Source organism: Aliivibrio sp. S4MY1, from assembly GCF_028765545.1.
Classification (GTDB): domain Bacteria; phylum Pseudomonadota; class Gammaproteobacteria; order Enterobacterales; family Vibrionaceae; genus Aliivibrio.
Genome location: NZ_JARACP010000007.1, coordinates 180,752 through 196,619 on the forward strand (window position 1 = coordinate 180,752; position 15,868 = coordinate 196,619).

At 38.7% G+C, this 15,868-nt stretch carries 14 protein-coding genes and 1 riboswitch; of the genes, 6 read left to right on the top strand and 8 right to left on the bottom strand.

Going from position 1 to position 15,868, the window contains the following annotated elements; translation table 11 throughout:
• Positions 1-23 precede the first annotated feature (23 nt).
• The 6 genes from thiD to pspA all read right to left on the bottom strand — a co-directional run bounded on the left by thiD (position 24) and on the right by pspA (position 5,011).
• On the bottom strand, positions 24-893 hold the full coding sequence (gene thiD, locus PVK71_RS09930; protein WP_274418201.1) for a bifunctional hydroxymethylpyrimidine kinase/phosphomethylpyrimidine kinase: 870 nt from the start codon (positions 891-893) through the stop codon (positions 24-26).
• Positions 894-996: 103 nt separating this feature from the next.
• A riboswitch (TPP riboswitch) is annotated at positions 997-1,094 on the bottom strand.
• Positions 1,095-1,156: 62 nt separating this feature from the next.
• Positions 1,157-2,194 (bottom strand): YcjF family protein, encoded by a 1,038-nt coding sequence (locus PVK71_RS09935; protein WP_274418199.1) that lies wholly within the window; start codon positions 2,192-2,194, stop codon positions 1,157-1,159.
• A complete protein-coding gene (locus PVK71_RS09940) occupies positions 2,191-3,588 on the bottom strand; it encodes a YcjX family protein (RefSeq protein ID WP_274418197.1) in 1,398 nt (465 codons plus the stop codon). Before PVK71_RS09940 ends, PVK71_RS09935 begins: the two co-directional genes overlap by 4 nt.
• Before the next feature lie 101 nt (positions 3,589-3,689).
• On the bottom strand, positions 3,690-4,076 hold the full coding sequence (gene pspC / locus PVK71_RS09945; RefSeq protein WP_130047641.1) for an envelope stress response membrane protein PspC: 387 nt from the start codon (positions 4,074-4,076) through the stop codon (positions 3,690-3,692).
• Entirely contained in the window at positions 4,076-4,300 is a 225-nt protein-coding gene (gene pspB / locus PVK71_RS09950; RefSeq protein ID WP_130045394.1) for an envelope stress response membrane protein PspB, read from the bottom strand. The genes pspC and pspB overlap by 1 nt, the downstream gene beginning before the upstream one ends.
• A gap of 45 nt (positions 4,301-4,345) precedes the next feature.
• Positions 4,346-5,011, bottom strand: a complete 666-nt coding sequence (pspA, locus tag PVK71_RS09955) for a phage shock protein PspA (protein ID WP_274418193.1) — start codon at positions 5,009-5,011, stop codon at positions 4,346-4,348.
• A gap of 191 nt (positions 5,012-5,202) precedes the next feature.
• Between pspA and pspF the strand changes: the two genes are divergently transcribed.
• From pspF to PVK71_RS09985, 6 genes are all read left to right on the top strand, one after another.
• Entirely contained in the window at positions 5,203-6,219 is a 1,017-nt protein-coding gene (pspF, locus tag PVK71_RS09960) for a phage shock protein operon transcriptional activator (RefSeq protein ID WP_274418191.1), read from the top strand.
• Positions 6,220-6,304: 85 nt separating this feature from the next.
• Positions 6,305-7,930 (top strand): ABC transporter substrate-binding protein SapA, encoded by a 1,626-nt coding sequence (gene sapA, locus PVK71_RS09965; protein WP_274418189.1) that lies wholly within the window; start codon positions 6,305-6,307, stop codon positions 7,928-7,930.
• Positions 7,930-8,892 carry an ABC transporter permease gene (locus PVK71_RS09970; protein ID WP_274418187.1) on the top strand — a complete coding sequence of 321 codons (963 nt, stop codon included), beginning with the start codon at positions 7,930-7,932 and terminating at the stop codon, positions 8,890-8,892. Before sapA ends, PVK71_RS09970 begins: the two co-directional genes overlap by 1 nt.
• Positions 8,879-9,766 (top strand): putrescine export ABC transporter permease SapC, encoded by an 888-nt coding sequence (sapC, locus tag PVK71_RS09975; protein ID WP_274418185.1) that lies wholly within the window; start codon positions 8,879-8,881, stop codon positions 9,764-9,766. Before PVK71_RS09970 ends, sapC begins: the two co-directional genes overlap by 14 nt.
• A complete protein-coding gene (locus tag PVK71_RS09980) occupies positions 9,766-10,779 on the top strand; it encodes a peptide ABC transporter ATP-binding protein (protein ID WP_274418183.1) in 1,014 nt (337 codons plus the stop codon). Before sapC ends, PVK71_RS09980 begins: the two co-directional genes overlap by 1 nt.
• Positions 10,763-11,587 (top strand): peptide ABC transporter ATP-binding protein, encoded by an 825-nt coding sequence (locus PVK71_RS09985; RefSeq protein ID WP_274418181.1) that lies wholly within the window; start codon positions 10,763-10,765, stop codon positions 11,585-11,587. Before PVK71_RS09980 ends, PVK71_RS09985 begins: the two co-directional genes overlap by 17 nt.
• Before the next feature lie 132 nt (positions 11,588-11,719).
• Here the strand turns inward: PVK71_RS09985 and PVK71_RS09990 are convergent, their stop codons facing one another.
• Together PVK71_RS09990 and PVK71_RS09995 are read right to left on the bottom strand one after the other, a co-directional pair.
• On the bottom strand, positions 11,720-13,459 hold the full coding sequence (locus PVK71_RS09990; RefSeq protein WP_274418179.1) for a glycoside hydrolase family 36 protein: 1,740 nt from the start codon (positions 13,457-13,459) through the stop codon (positions 11,720-11,722).
• 181 nt (positions 13,460-13,640) lie between these two features.
• Positions 13,641-15,626: a methyl-accepting chemotaxis protein gene (locus PVK71_RS09995; RefSeq protein ID WP_274418177.1), complete on the bottom strand. Its 1,986-nt coding sequence runs from the start codon at positions 15,624-15,626 to the stop codon at positions 13,641-13,643.
• Between the last annotated feature and the right edge of the window lie 242 nt (positions 15,627-15,868).

Consider the following 15,868-nt stretch of genomic DNA (forward strand, 5'->3'; position numbering starts at 1 on the left):
ATAACCTATTGAATTTATATAATTTAAATGGCTTTATTTCTATCAAAGAAATGATTGACTGGTCCATGCCCTTTCCCAATAGTTAACTCATTTGCATGAACAATTGCTTGGGTGATATATTGCTTACCTAGCCTAACCGCGGCATCCAGCGTATAACCTTGAGCCAAATAAGATGCAATGGCTGAAGATAGAGTACAACCTGTCCCGTGTGTATTATGAGTATTAACGCGTGCCGTCGACAAACGCTCAACGGAATCCGCACCAATAAATAAATCCGTACTATTGGTACTTTCCTCTAAATGCCCTCCTTTTAGTAACACTGATTTTCCACCTAATTGACGAAGTTCACTAATGATGGCTGTCATTTCACCTTCATTTTTAGGAATTTTAACACCAATTAATGCCGAAGCTTCAGGAAGATTTGGCGTGATCACATCAGCAAGAGGAAAAAGTTCAGATTTAAGACTACCAATAGCAGATGCCTGAAGCAGCAAATCACCACTGGTGGCTACCATTACGGGATCAACCACCACGTATTGAGGAGAATATTGTTTGATTTTTTTTGCGACAGAATGAATGACATCAGAATCACTTAGCATTCCGACTTTAACGGCAATCACATTTAGATCAGAAAAAACGGCATCCAGTTGCAGTTCTACAAATTCACAGCTGATTGGATAAATGCCCGTAACGCCTTGGGTGTTTTGAGCCGTTAATGCGGTAATAACAGAGCACGCATAGCCTCCCGTTGCTGAGATGGCTTTAATATCGGCTTGGATCCCTGCGCCACCACCACTATCAGACCCTGCAATAGTTAATACAATGGGCGTTGTAGCAGATAACTTATTTAAAACAGGTGATGCCAAAAGTGCTGTAGTAACGAATGTAGACATGATTATTTTCCCTAACTAACGCTCAGGAAAAAACAGTCGAATGAGGATATCTTTACGTAGATACGTAAGATCTCACCAAAAGAAACGGATCGAAAAGATCGTATCAAGAGGACCATTAGTTCCCTACGTCAGTACTAACTGAATCAGGTTCAACGGGTTCGCTATTGCGATCTCAGCCTATTGGCTCCCCGACTAATGAAGTCATACTATCACTAATTAATTTTGAGATAATATGATTTTTATAAGAATGTTATCTGTATGGGTTAATTTTTATGCTGAGTGCCCAATTTAGACGCTAATTGACTAACGATGCTTTTACGCATATCCGACAGCTTTGGTGCTTCACCCACTTGCCATGGTAATGGACGCATTAGACTCATTGTTCTTAATCCAAAACGGGCCGTTAATAAACCAATCCCCAATCCTTGTGCTGCACGAGTAGAGAGCTTGCCTGCCAACCCCGTTGATAACATATCTACACCAACATCGGTCGCTATTTCAGTTGCTCCTGCAAACGCCATGTTTTGCAAAACCATTTTGAACAAACGTAAGCGTCCCCAGTAACCAAGCTCTACTCCGTACACTTGAGACACTTGCTCGATTAATCGAATATTCCGCCATGCCACTAATAGCATATCGACGACAGCTAATGGGCTTAATGCCACCATTAATGCTGACTCTCCTGCGTGTTTACTGATTAAAGCTCTTGCGCGTTTATCTTGCTCAGCCACCACCATGCTGTCATACATTTCAAATACTTCAGCGTTATTATGATGAGATTCAATGCTGTTTTGCCAACGAGTATACTCAGCTGTTTTTGCTGTTGAGCCCTTTTTCGCTAAATCTTCACAAAACGATTTGGCTTGACCAATACCATTGCCTTCAACCAATTCAGTTACTTGATGTTGAATTTCGGCTCGGTTTTTAAGTTTACGCAATGTCCATAATTCACGACCAATCGCTGTCACTCCCATCACAGCCGCCAGACTAATTAACCCAGCCCAGCCCAGCGATAAGAAATCAGCCGATTGAATGGCTGTGATCACATGATCAACACTTTGCCACACCGTTAAACCAAGGAAACCACCAATTAGCGTTTTAATACTCCAATGGGTTTTCTTTTTGATTAATGGCGTTTCAATATCCACACCATCCAATTCCTCTTCTTCGATAGCTTGAGGAACAAATTTAACATTCTCTTCAAATAACTTTTGAGTTTGAAGGTTATCAAGGGTTTCGGTATCTTGCTCTAGTTCTTGAGACGAGGCTTGAAAGATACGCTGTTTTTTTAACTCACTCATACTAATTTATCCCCTAACAAGAATTGCATCGCCTTATCCATTCGGATGTGTTGCAGCGGTTTATCATTCTCATTGTGTAACGGTTGAAAGCTCATAAAGTTAAATGGCTCCGTTTCCCAGTAGGCTTTACTCGGGATGCGTTTTGGCACCTCTCCCGGGAACATCATTAATGGTTTCTGTTCACTGTTAATCCCAGAGATTGCAGCACATAGCTCACCATTATCTTCAATCATACCGGCCGTTGTCGCTTGAATAGACGCAATGCTCATGCACTCCATTTTAATGCCTTCATACGCCGTTTCTTGCCATGTTTGGTGGATCATCTGTTGCAGTAACAAAACCATGTTTGGGTGTTGCTCTGGTGTCACATGATCAGCCTTGGTTGCCGCAAATAGTACCTTATCAATTTTTGGCGAAAACAGACGTTTTAACATCGAACTTTTGCCATATTGAAAACTGTGCATCAGTTGATCAACCGCTTGGCGCATATCATTAAATGACTGTTCACCTGTATTTAATGGCTGCAAACAATCGACCAAGACAATTTGACGATCAAAATGTCTAAAATGTTCGTTATAAAACTTCTTCACAACGTGCTGTTGATAATGTTTATACCGTTTTTTCAATACGGCAATATTCGAGTCTTTCTTCGCTTTTGCTAGCTCTTCTTCTGTGTATTTATGCAGAAACATAAATGGGAAAAACTGCAAGACCGGTGCACCCGCTAGTTCTCCAGGTAATACAAAACGCCCCGGCTGTACCAAGTGCAGACCCTGAGAATCTTTACAGCTATGAAGATACTGAGTAAATAATTCTGCAATATGACTGATTTGTTTTTCATCGACAGGCGCTAAAGGGTCTAACGTTTTAGCCTCTTTTAGCCATGCTTCAGAGAGTATTTTTCTATGTCCAGTTAAGTTAACCTGCTGTTGCTTTGACCATTTAAGATAATCCATATCCAATAATGGAAGATCCAATAGCCACTCTCCCGGATAATCGACAATATCAACGTATAAAGTCGCGCTGTCTTGCAAATGTTTTAACAAACCCGATTTAGGTTTAAATTTAATAGCTAAACGTAATTCACTCACGTCTCGTGTAGGTTCAGGCCAGGTTGGCGGCTCTGATAATAATGAATCCATCCCTTCATCATATGTAAAACTTGGAATTGATAAATTTGATTGAGGTATGCGTTTTGCCCCTATCATTCGCCCTTCACGGGCCACTGATAATAAAGGTAATTTATCGCTTGAAGCAGCATGTAAGCACTGATTAACCAAAGAGGTAATAAACGCAGTCTTACCTGCACGCGATAGCCCTGTAACCGCCAATTTGACGTGGCGATCCATGCTTCGGCTAACTAATTTATTCATTTCTTTGGTTAATCTACTCATTTTCTTCTCGCATTATGTTTTTCAAATGACTACAAACAACAAATGGAGTGTACAGAACTGAATCTGAACACCCCATGAACAAGGTCTTAGTTATCGCTTAATTAAAGATTACGAAATTCGCGGCGAACCTTGTATTCCGAAGAAGTGACATACCCTTCCATTCGGCGGATCTTCTCTTCCATTCTGGCCATGTCTTTATCAACACGCTTAATCACTTCTGATGCTGATTGACCTGCTTGCCATGGTTTACTTTTTACTGTGTGCTCACGTTTTTCTTCTGTGCGGTAGTACATTTCAACCGGGGCTTTATCTAAAAACAGCATGGCAGCAAAGTACGCTAGCATGACTAGAAAACCCGCACTGAATAACGCAGCAGATACCACTAAAATACGTACTATCCACGGTTCAATACCAAAGTACTGTGCAATACCTGCACAAACACCACCAATTTTTCCGTTTCGAGTATCTCTATACAGTTCTTTTGACATTAGCGCTCCCTCCAACTTGGGGATTCTGCATCCAGAATTTTCTCTAATGTTTCAACACGACGTTGCATTTTATCCGCACGCTCTGTCATTGCTTTTAATAACTGTGTATCTTCTTGTGACAAACCTTGTGCTGTTTTACCTTTGCTTCGGTAATGCAAAAACAGCCATAACGGTGCAACAAAAATAAAAAATATAACCAATGGGAAAGCAAAAAAGCCGCTCATTGTTTTCTCCTTAGTAATTCAAATTCAATCAATTCTTGTCATCTATTATGCGTCTTTTTTCATTTGTTCTTTTAGACGATCTAATTCTTTTTCAATTTCATCTTGTGCTTGCAGCTCTGCAAATTCTTGTTCTAGTGAGTTTGCTTTACCCATTGAGTAAGTGTCTGCCTTTGCATCCAATTCGTCAATACGACGCTCATATTGTTCAAACTTTGCCATTGCACGTTCTGTTTTACCTGAATGTGTATGCGCTTTAATGTCATTACGATGTTGCGCTGTTTGTTGACGGATCACTAATGCTTGTTGACGCGCACGAGTCTCTGTCAGTTTAGTCTCTAACTCAGTTAATTCTGTGGTCAACTTCTCAATGCTTTCTTCTACAAGGATGAACTCTGTTTTTAGACTTGATAGTACGTCTTGTACTTTTTGTTTTTCGATCAACGCTGAACGCGCTAAGTCTTCACGTTGTTTAACTAAGGCTAAACTTGCCTTTTCTTGCCAATCGATCACTTGCGCTTCAATTGAACCAATTTTACGTGTCAGCTCTTTTTTATCTGCGATTGCTTTTGCGGATGCAGTTCGAACCTCAACTAATGTGTCTTCCATCTCTTGAATAATTAAACGGATCATTTTTTCTGGATTTTCGGCTTTATCCAGTAAAGAAGTTACATTGGCATTAACGATGTCTGCAAAGCGTGAAAAAATACCCATAATTTATTCCTCTCAATTAATATCAATTTAGATAACTATTTTTAAATCTACTATGACTATTACACAATACATGCCAAGTTTTCACTCATTAAAAATCAATAACTTACAAGAAATCGACGAATATACCATTTTAAGTTATGATTAAAATAACCATTATTTAGTAATATTGACCAATTAAGTTAAGGTAAAGCATGAGAAAAGACAGCTTAATCGGAGAATCAGATGCATTTTTATCTGCGTTAGACCAGGCATCTCAATTGGCGACGATAGATAGACCAATCCTAATTCTTGGTGAACGCGGAACCGGGAAAGAGTTAATTGCTCAACGGCTTCACTTTCTATCAAGGCGATGGGATGAGCCATTAGTGAGTTTAAACTGTGCCGCCTTAAGTTCTGGCACATTAGATTCGGAGCTTTTTGGTCATGACGCTGGCTCATTTACGGGAGCAAAACAGCGCCATCAAGGTCGATTCGAACGTGCTGATGGTGGTTCCCTCTTTCTAGACGAACTTGGGACCGCGCCTTTAACTGTGCAAGAAAAGTTGCTTCGAGTGATTGAATATGGTGAATATGAACGCGTTGGTGGATCTCAAACCTTAAAAGCAGACGTTCGCTTGATTTGTGCGACCAACCAAAACCCGCAAGACTTAATAGCAGAAAATAAATTTAGAGCAGATTTATTAGATCGATTATCTTTTGATGTGATTCATTTACCCCCGCTACGATACCGAGAGCAAGACGTACTGTTACTTGCTGAACATTTTGCCATAAAGATGTGCCAAGAAATGAACTTAACGTATTTTGCAGGGTTTTCACGTTATGCTCAGCATCAAATCTTAGGTTATGACTGGCCCGGTAACGTCCGTGAGTTAAGAAACTGTATTGAAAGAGCAGTGTTTAAGCATAATCATGAAGAGGCTCAAATCGAGTCAATTCAGCTCGACCCTTTTGTTTCTCCATGGGCAGACTCTCAGTTAACCTCTTCTCCTTCAACTATACTTGATGACCAAGAAAAAAAAGATCAAGCCATATCGCTACCATTAAATTTAAAACAATTTCAAATAGAACAAGAGAAAGCACTGCTTGAACAAGCGCTATTAAAAACACAACATCATCAACGAAAAGCCGCTGAAGAATTAGGCATTACTTACCATCAATTTCGTGGATTATTGAAAAAGCACCAACTCTTGACCACAATCAAGGGATAATCTTAGATAATTAAGTGCAGAACCAGTCACTTGGGTATAAAATGACAGGTTCATTAATTTAAATCGATAAAAAGCTGCGGTCATTATGAAAATTATTGCGCGCATACTCATAACGGCAACAGGATTATTTAGTCTTGTTGGTTGCTATGATGCGGGGATTAAACAAACAATCCATGAAACAGGGTTCGTTTACTGTGAGTCAGGAAATCTGGATACTTTTAATCCACAAATCTCTGATGAAAACAGTATTCTTGAGGCCGTTAGCGCTCAGATCTATGATCGCCTGCTTATTATTGATCCCGTTACGCAAAAACCATCGCCAAATTTAGCCAGCGAGTGGCAAGTTGATCAGACAGGTACCGTTTATACTTTTACCTTGCAACCTAACGTTGCATTTCATACCACCGACTTATTTACACCAACGCGCTTTTTAAATGCTAATGATGTGGTTTTTAGTTTTGATCGTATCATAAATCCTGATAATTCGTACCACAATGTCAATTCTGGGCACTATCCATGGTTTGATAGTATCAATTTTCCTCAAACAGTAACCTCAATCAAAGCCATCAACCCACATCAGGTTCAATTCACGCTTTCTTCGCCTGACAATACCTTTTTATCTTCTTTAGCCACCTCTTACGCGGTTATTCTGTCCAAAGAGTATGCTCAGCAACTTGCGGCTTCTGACGATAAAAACTTAATTGATTCACTACCTGTTGGTACTGGTCCTTTTAAACTGTCGCAATTTCAAAAAAGTGAAATGGTACGTTTAAAACGACACGATAACTACTGGCAAGGTAAGGCTAAGATGTCGCAAGTGGTATTTGATATATCAAGTAGAGGGACAGGTTCATTAGCAAAACTACTGCGCCAAGAGTGCGATGTGGTAGCAAACCCTATATCCAGTCAATTACCTATTATTATTGAAAATGACGAATTGACCCTGTTTTCGCAAACGGCAACCAATGTTGCTTTTATTGCTATCAATACAGAGAATCCATTATTACAGGATCAGCGCGTACGTAAAGCACTCAATTTTGCAATTGACCGTTCAAGCTTAATTAACTCTGTTTACTATAATTCAGGTATTGAGGCAAAATCGATCTTACCCCCTGCTTCTTGGGCTTATGGTAATGACAGCTCTTTTATTCGCTATAATCTAAATTACGCAAAAGGATTATTACGTGAAGCTGGTATAGAAGATGAAATTGAACTGACGATGTGGGTGCCTCTTGATAATAACTCTTATAATCCAAGCCCTAAAAAGTCAGCTGAAATCATTCAGAGCAATTTTGCAGATATCGGGATTAAGCTTAAATTAATTACTAGCGATTTATTAAACCGTAATGAACTCGCAGAGAATAACATCGATTTAGTATTAACTGGCTGGAATGCTAACAGCTCAGATCCTGATACTATGCTTCGACCACTGCTTTCTTGTGATGCAAAACAAGCGGGATTCGGTGTTGCCAATTGGTGTAATGAGGAGTTTGATTTCTTGCTTGATTTAGCAAAAGAAACTAACCAACCTCGCTATCGTATTAACTTATATCGTCAGATCCAAAATCTATTGAGCGAAGAAATGCCAATAATACCATTAGCACATGGCGTAAAATATCAAGCGAACCAATCTTCGTTACAGGGTTTTACATTAAGCCCATTCAATACCTATCCATTCCATAAAATTATCAGAATTAAGGAGGAGATATAATGTGGATTTACACGATACGACGTTTTAATTTATTCATTATTACGCTATTGATCCTAACCTTAATTGGTTTCAATATTCTACGTCTTGACGATAGCTCGGCATGGGCGCAAACCTCTTTCTTCTCAGGGTGGTTCACCTACTTGGGTCAGCTAACTAGCGGAAACCTTGGTGTGAACGAATACGGTGTAACTATGCTAGATGAAATTCTGCGTGTTTTCCCTGCTACCATCGAATTGTGCTTCTTTGCCTTTTTTATAGCTCTTATCATAGGGACCCCTGTTGGGACCATTGCAGGTATGCGTCAAGGCAAACCAATGGATACCTTTATTTCATCCATTGCTTTACTTGGCTACGCTATGCCTTTGTTTTGGATAGCATTAATATTACTTATGTTTTTTAGCTTACAGCTTGGTATTACTCCTGTTTCTGGTCGTTACAGTTTGTTGTATGAATTTGATACTAAAACGGGTTTTGCCTTTATCGATGTATTAGCTTCTAACTCTCCTTACCGTGCAGAAATGCTCGAAAACATTATTCAGCACTTAATATTACCTACGTTGGTACTTTCAATTGCACCAATGACAGAAGTCATTCGCTTGATGCGCTCTTCTGTTTCTACGGTAATTACTCAAAATTATATTAAAGTCGCTCATACAAAAGGGCTGTCTAAATTTCAAATTATGATTAAGCATATTATTCGTAATGCGCTCCCGCCTATTATCCCGAAACTAGGCATACAACTATCAGGCCTATTTACTGCGGCTATTTTAACTGAATCTATTTTTAACTGGCCAGGCATTGGTCGCTGGCTTTTGGATGCTATTATTAATCAAGATTTTGTTGCTGTTCAAGCAGGAGTAATTACTGTTGCTTCATTTATTTTATTAGCAAATATCCTATCTGATTTATTAGGTGCAGCGGTAAACCCATTAGTAAGGAAAGAGTTCTATGCTCTCAAATAGTGTTTATCAAGAAGAACATATTCCAACACAAATGGAACGTTTTTGGCAGAGCTTTCGAGCTAACTCTTTAGCTATGTTTGGGTTTTGGTGTTTATTATTAATTATAATAATTACCATAACTTCACCATGGTTAAGCCCTTATGATCCTCAATGGCAATCAGATAACCTATTAATGCCGCCATCATGGAGTGCTGAAGGTGATGTGGCGTTCTTCTTGGGTACTGATGATTTAGGTCGAGATATTCTCTCTCGATTATTGATGGGCTCACAGTTAACCTTTGGTTACGCGGTCATTGTGGCTTTATTTTCAGGTTTTGTTGGCTGCACCATTGGTATATTTGCTGGCATGACTAAAGGTTTATTATCCAGCACTTTAAATCACCTGTTAGATACGATTCTATCTATCCCTTCTCTTTTACTGGCTATTATTTTTGTGGCTTTCTTAGGGTTTGGGGAATTTAATATTTTATTGGCAATCTGGTTAGCTCTCATTCCTCGTTTCATACGTGCTGTATACACCGCGGTTCATAATGAGGTAGAAAAAGATTATGTTCTTGCTGCTCGCCTAGATGGTGCGAACGACTTCTACCTTTTATGGAATTCTGTACTTCCAAATATTCTTATTGTTATCGTCGCAGAAATGACATTAGCAATTTCAGTGGCTATTTTAGATATTACCGCTCTGGGTTTTCTCGGTTTAGGCGCACAAACACCTAGTCCTGAATGGGGAGTAATATTAGGCGACTCTATTGAGTTAATTTATACTGCTCCGTGGACAGTAACGTTACCAGGTATCGTCATTACTTTTACAGTTATTATCATTAACTTAGTTGGTGATGGTATTCAACGTGCATTAAATGCGGGGACAGAGTAATGCCTTTATTAGATATTCGTCACTTAACCATTGAATTAGAGACTCCTCAAGGCATGGTGAAAGCCGTTGATCGTATGAGTTTAACACTTAATGAAGGTGAAATTCGCGGGTTAGTAGGTGAATCAGGTTCAGGTAAGTCTCTTGTCGCTAAAGCAATTTTAGGGATCACTAAAGATAACTGGAAGATCAGTGCTGATAGAATGCGATTAGGTAATATTGACCTTCTGGCATTGTCACCAAAAGAACGCCGCCGAGTTATTGGACGTGAAATGGCGATGATATTCCAAGAACCCTCGACCTGTCTAGACCCATCAGAGCAAGTTGGTAACCAATTAAAAGAAGCGATACCATCAAAATACTTTACTGGTAGTTGGTGGCAGCGTTGGAACTGGCGTACGAAAGGCGCTATTGCTCTACTTCATAAAGTAGGGATCAAGGATCATAAGCGCATAATGAAATGCTATCCGTATGAGTTAACGGATGGTGAATGCCAAAAAGTAATGATCGCTATGGCTATTGCCAATAAGCCTCGTATCTTAATTGCTGATGAACCAACCGATGAATTGGATGCCGTAACTCAGTCACAAATATTCCGTTTATTAAGCCGTATGAATCAAGTCAATAACACCACGATTCTATTGATCAGCCATGACTTAATTACCTTAACGCAATGGGTAGATAGAATCACCGTAATGTACTGCGGTCAATCAGTTGAGTCTGCTTGTCGTAAGGATATTTTGGAAACACCAAAGCACCCTTATACCAAGGCACTTCTACGAGCTATGCCTGATTTTAGCCAAGATGGGATCCCTCATAAAGCTAAATTAGAATCATTACCAGGAACAATTCCACCATTACAGCATTTACCTATTGGTTGCCGTTTAGGCCCCCGTTGTCCTTATGCTCAAAGAAAATGCGTACAAGTCCCTGAAGGTCGCAAAGTGAAAGATCACAAATTTAGCTGCCATTTCCCATTAAACTTTGAGGAGAAGAAGAATGACTGCGCTTCTTGAGGTCACTGATCTTAAAAAAGATTACGTTTTTCGTACTGGATTATTTCGCAAACAAGTACGAGAAGCGGTTAAGCCCGTAAGCTTTTCATTAGAAGCGGGACAAACAATAGGTTTTATTGGTGCAAACGGCTCAGGCAAATCAACATTAGCAAGAATGCTTGCAGGTGTTGTTGAACCTACTTCTGGCATCATTAAAGTTAATGGTGAGATTCTAGATTACAAAGATTTTCAAACTCGTTGTAAGCTAATACGCATGATTTTTCAGGACCCTAACTCATCGTTAAATCCTCGAATTCAAATAGGTCGCATTCTAGAAGGCCCATTGAAACGTAATACCAGCATGCCTCCTGAAGCAAGAGAGCGCCGTGTTAAAGATACTTTGCAACGCGTTGGCTTATTACCTGAACATGCTTACTTCTACCCACAAATGCTGGCAACAGGCCAAAAACAGAGGGTTTGTTTGGCTCGAGCTTTAATCTTACAACCGTCTATTATTGTTGCAGATGAAGCCCTGAATGGACTCGATATGGCGATGCGTTCTCAGATCATTAACTTATTCTTAGAGCTTCAACAAGAGATGGCCATTTCATTTATCTACGTATCGCAACATATTGGTGTAGTGAAACACATTACTGATAAAGTGATGGTAATGCATGAAGGGGAAGTGGTAGAAAAAGGCCCAACCCAAGAGATCTTTGCAAACCCTCAACACTCTATTACACAGCGTCTTTTAGCTAGCCATTTTGACGCCCCTACACATGATAGAAAGCAGCGCATTAGTGCAGCGACACCTAAAATTGAGTGTTAGATTAAACTAAATAAATCCCATCTCTATTATCAATAATAAAGATGGGACCATTTAATCTCAACTAGGGATAAGAAAGTCGAGTAATAAGTTTTTCATGTACTTAAATTAAACCAATAAGTCAGTCATATTAATTTAGATAGATACCAAGATTGCGCGGCTACTTAACCCACTTTCTAAAGTCAGTAATAACATCTGCGCAGGCTCGTCATTCAGTTGCTCGCCTGTCCAAAAATCACGCCAAATTGAAGGCTGATCAGCCACTAACGTGTGCTCCATTGGCTCATCATCATAATTAAAGACACAATGAAGCTCATGCTGATGATTAAGTCGAAGTGTACAGTGACGATTCGATAATGATTTAAACTGGGCTGAATCTTGTGTTAGACGATGACGTGACAATAGATTCTTCCATGTCTTCTTCGCAAAGTTATTCAACTCAGGTAACGGGTCACCAGATAAGGCTAATCCGCCAGAGGCTAAGATCACATTGCGGTGAAATTCATAATCTTTTCGTTCTGCCCCTTGATTAGGTAAGGAAATTAACGTGATACAATCCGGATCAATTTGCCATAATTTACGATGTTGCCAGCTTCGATAAAATGTTTCTTTTGCAATTTGCTCAAATCGCTCGGCTTTTCTCTCTACATCATCAGAGACGCGCATTGCATCCACAAGACCTAAAGATGGCCACATTGGCGCATTACACCCTAGAATTAACGCCTCTCCAGCACCATTAATAATGGCTTGCATACCTAAACGATAGGCTTCAACTCCTGTGATCCCTGACTGAACACGAGCACCTTTTAATGAGCCCCAGTAATTTGCATCCAATTTGAAAAGTTCAACTCCCCACTCCTCTCTCATGGTTCGAATCACTTCAGTTAAATGAATCTGCACTGCTTGCTTTGAAGTATCAAGAATATACCAAGGTGTACAACGCCACCCCCCATAAGTGATATCTTCCGCTTTTAATAAATCACCATTTTCATGACGCACAAACCAATCTGGATGATTTTTAAAGATCTCTGACTCTGGTTGAGCAATAAACGGAGCAATCCAAATAGCGGGCTTTTTACCTTTGCTTTTTATTGCCGTTAATAAGCTTTCAATACCATTAGGAAATTTATTTGACGGTGTTAACCAATCACCCATAAATGCTTGATAACCGTCATCCAGTAAGATCCACTCAAGCTCTTCTTGTTCATTGCTCATCACTTCAAGGTTATCTAAGACGTTTTGTTCGGTTACATCTGCATAATAGGCATACCATGAACACCATCCAACAGGCGCACTTTGCTTTACTCCTGCTCTAATCGGATGCTGTTGTTGTACTTTTGCGGCATAAAGTTCATACATTTCATCAAGTGAATCCGCTTGAATAACAGTAACCGCTTCCATTTCATTACTAGCCCAATCCTGAGGGTGGGTATGCTCCCCATCAAGAAATGCCATTACGTTCATTTCACCTTGATGTTGATGTATTTCAAAATACCCAGCAAAGCGATAGCACGACGTGAACCCAAATAGTGTAAAACCATCAGACTGCTCAATGACTAAATAGTTGTAGAAACGTTTTTTGGCTTTTTCTGAATATAAACGGTAACTGGCGTTATTATCTGGGCAACGACCTATATCTTGAGGAGAGCTAACCTGACCACCCGTTTGAGATAGCATTTGAAAGCCATCGCCTAAAATCTTAGCATCATGCTCTAATTGTGTTGGGAACTGTAAAACAAGATAATGATCATTGATAGGCAAATTATGAATGCCAGCAAAACGCATAGTAACTTGGTCATCTTGCAGCTCATAAACTAAATCGGTTTGAACAGGAATGGTTTCTTGTCCGCATAAGAAAAATAATGGGTTCATCATGCACTTCCTACTGCTCGTTTCTATAACGAAATTAATCAGATAACTGTGTAATTTCCATAGAATACTACTATTCAAGATACAAGCAACAATAACAGATGAAGGGCGAGAGTTTGGAGGGGTTAAACATCAAAAATACCAAGCCAGTATCATTAATACTGACTTGGTAAACTACTCAATAAACTTATACTTTAAAGAATAATAATTGTTCTCTTTGGTTTTCAGAAAGTTCAGATAAATGCTGGCTAGCTTGCGCAGATTCTTTAATCCCTTCTACGTTCTGATTAATACTCTCAGTGATTACATTAACGTTTTCACTAATAGACTCTATCGCTCTACTTTGCTCATTGGCTGCTGTTGCCATTTCTGCATTGGTCTGAGAGATAAGCTCTATTGAATCAGAAATACTTAATAATTGATTATTTGTATCAAGACTCATCTGAGCAGTTTTATGAATCATATTAATAGACTGATTAACTGAATCAACTACAGTCAATGATTTTTGCTGTAAGTTATTAATGATATCTTGAATATTCTGAGTTGACTGTTGAGTCTTAGCTGCAAGCACGCGAACTTCATCAGCAACAACCGCAAAACCTCGACCACTCTCACCAGCACGTGCCGCTTCAATCGCTGCGTTTAATGCTAGTAGGTTCGTTTGCTCAGAAATAGAATCGATAACTGTAATCACTTCACTAATACGATCCGTTTGGTCTTTCAGTATCATAACCTCAGAAGAGGTTTCATCCATTTGGGCCGCAAGATCTTGACTTAATTTCACCCCTTCTGCAGCAGATTGAGCTCCATCGCGGCTCATACCTAATACTTCTTTAGCTTTAATATCCGCTTGATTTGCAGATGCATCTACTTGATTCGCAGAAGCGGCTAATTCAGTAATTGCTGTTGCAATCAAATCAACTTGAGATTTTTGATCTGATGCATTCGCTTCACTTTGTACCATAATTGCGGCTAGTTCCGTTGACGATGAAGAAACTTCTTCACCAACGTTACGTAAACTGCTAATCATATTTTGTAAGCGAACTACTGTGCTGTCTGTATTTTTACATAACTCACCAATTTCATTGTCACTTGATTGATTATTCAATGAATCTAGACGGCCATTTGAAATATCTGACATCTGCTCTTGAAGTACTAAAATTGGTTTAGTTACGATCTGAGCAATAACAACACCAATAATTAAAGAAATAATTACAGTCGCAGTTAGAGCCGTTAACAACAACGTCTGACTTTCAGAAATTAATGCCATGTTATCTTCTGAAATACTACCATTCATCTTAGTTAGACGAACTCTTTCTTCATTTAATTCTTGATATATTGTATTTCCAAGAGCAATTAATTCTCTCTTATTTTTATTTATTTCGTTAGTAGCATTCCATAATACAATATTAATTTCAGATTGAGATTTAAATGCAGAAGCAAGAATATTTTTAGCGTCTTCATTCTCTAATGGTTCAATCAGTTGAGCTAATGCATCAAAGTCTCTATTAACGATATCTATTCTTGGTGTTTTGCTTACCGATGTATATAAATCTTCATTAAATAGAGAAGTCATCTGAATTTCGATACGACTTGCTTTATTGTATACTTCAGGTAATACCTTTTCCCAATATAACTTTGACGCTTGACTTTGTGATGGTGAAAATATTAACTCACTTGCCTGTTGAATAGGCGTAGTTAAATACAGGGAATTACCCCATTCTTTTATCTTTTTATCATTAAATTTTACAATCTCATCTGAGTGCTTTTTGTAATCATTCAATTGAGATATCAATAAATTCAATTCAGTTTGAAGCTGTTCAGGAGACTTAACGGCTGCCCCCATATTTTGTAACGTTCGTTGCTGATTTACCATATTAGTAAAATTAGAACTAAGCTCAGAACTAATACCATTAAAATCGATTGTGTTTAATGATTCAATATTTGTAAACCCTGCAGATACACTTAATCGAAGAGACAGTAAGCGCGACTCAGCAATAGAAACATTGCTTAGTTGATAGCTTCGGAGATCTGATATTTGTACATTACGGTTTGTGGATTCTAACTTTGAATTCACTAAATATATAGCTAACATCATTACTACGATAGTCGCTAGAACTGGTACTAATATTTGATATTTTGTTTTTAAATTTGAAAGTAACTTTTGCAACATTCTTGCATTATCCTAATAATTTCACCTATGTGAATTTTTCGGCGAGAGGATAATACATATTATGATTTTCTCATAGCAAAATAATGCTCATTTTGAATTAATTTTAAATCAATAAAAGATAGACCATTCTTGTTATAAAATAGTATTGTTTTTTATATTTATTTTATATATTAACAACCTTTGATGCATATAAAATAAATATAAAAAAGCACCTAAATATAGGTGCTTTTTACATCAATTGA

Excerpts from the sequence above, each read along its gene's own strand:
- thiD (WP_274418201.1), bottom strand. The coding sequence starts at position 893 with ATGTCTACATTCGTTACTACAGCACTTTTGGCATCACCTGTTTTAAAT.
- PVK71_RS09935 (WP_274418199.1), bottom strand. The coding sequence starts at position 2,194 with ATGAGTGAGTTAAAAAAACAGCGTATCTTTCAAGCCTCGTCTCAAGAA.
- PVK71_RS09940 (WP_274418197.1), bottom strand. The coding sequence starts at position 3,588 with ATGAGTAGATTAACCAAAGAAATGAATAAATTAGTTAGCCGAAGCATG.
- pspC (WP_130047641.1), bottom strand. The coding sequence starts at position 4,076 with ATGTCAAAAGAACTGTATAGAGATACTCGAAACGGAAAAATTGGTGGT.
- pspB (WP_130045394.1), bottom strand. The coding sequence starts at position 4,300 with ATGAGCGGCTTTTTTGCTTTCCCATTGGTTATATTTTTTATTTTTGTT.
- pspA (WP_274418193.1), bottom strand. The coding sequence starts at position 5,011 with ATGGGTATTTTTTCACGCTTTGCAGACATCGTTAATGCCAATGTAACT.
- pspF (WP_274418191.1), top strand. The coding sequence starts at position 5,203 with ATGAGAAAAGACAGCTTAATCGGAGAATCAGATGCATTTTTATCTGCG.
- sapA (WP_274418189.1), top strand. The coding sequence starts at position 6,305 with ATGAAAATTATTGCGCGCATACTCATAACGGCAACAGGATTATTTAGT.
- PVK71_RS09970 (WP_274418187.1), top strand. The coding sequence starts at position 7,930 with ATGTGGATTTACACGATACGACGTTTTAATTTATTCATTATTACGCTA.
- sapC (WP_274418185.1), top strand. The coding sequence starts at position 8,879 with ATGCTCTCAAATAGTGTTTATCAAGAAGAACATATTCCAACACAAATG.
- PVK71_RS09980 (WP_274418183.1), top strand. The coding sequence starts at position 9,766 with ATGCCTTTATTAGATATTCGTCACTTAACCATTGAATTAGAGACTCCT.
- PVK71_RS09985 (WP_274418181.1), top strand. The coding sequence starts at position 10,763 with ATGACTGCGCTTCTTGAGGTCACTGATCTTAAAAAAGATTACGTTTTT.
- PVK71_RS09990 (WP_274418179.1), bottom strand. The coding sequence starts at position 13,459 with ATGATGAACCCATTATTTTTCTTATGCGGACAAGAAACCATTCCTGTT.
- PVK71_RS09995 (WP_274418177.1), bottom strand. The coding sequence starts at position 15,626 with ATGTTGCAAAAGTTACTTTCAAATTTAAAAACAAAATATCAAATATTA.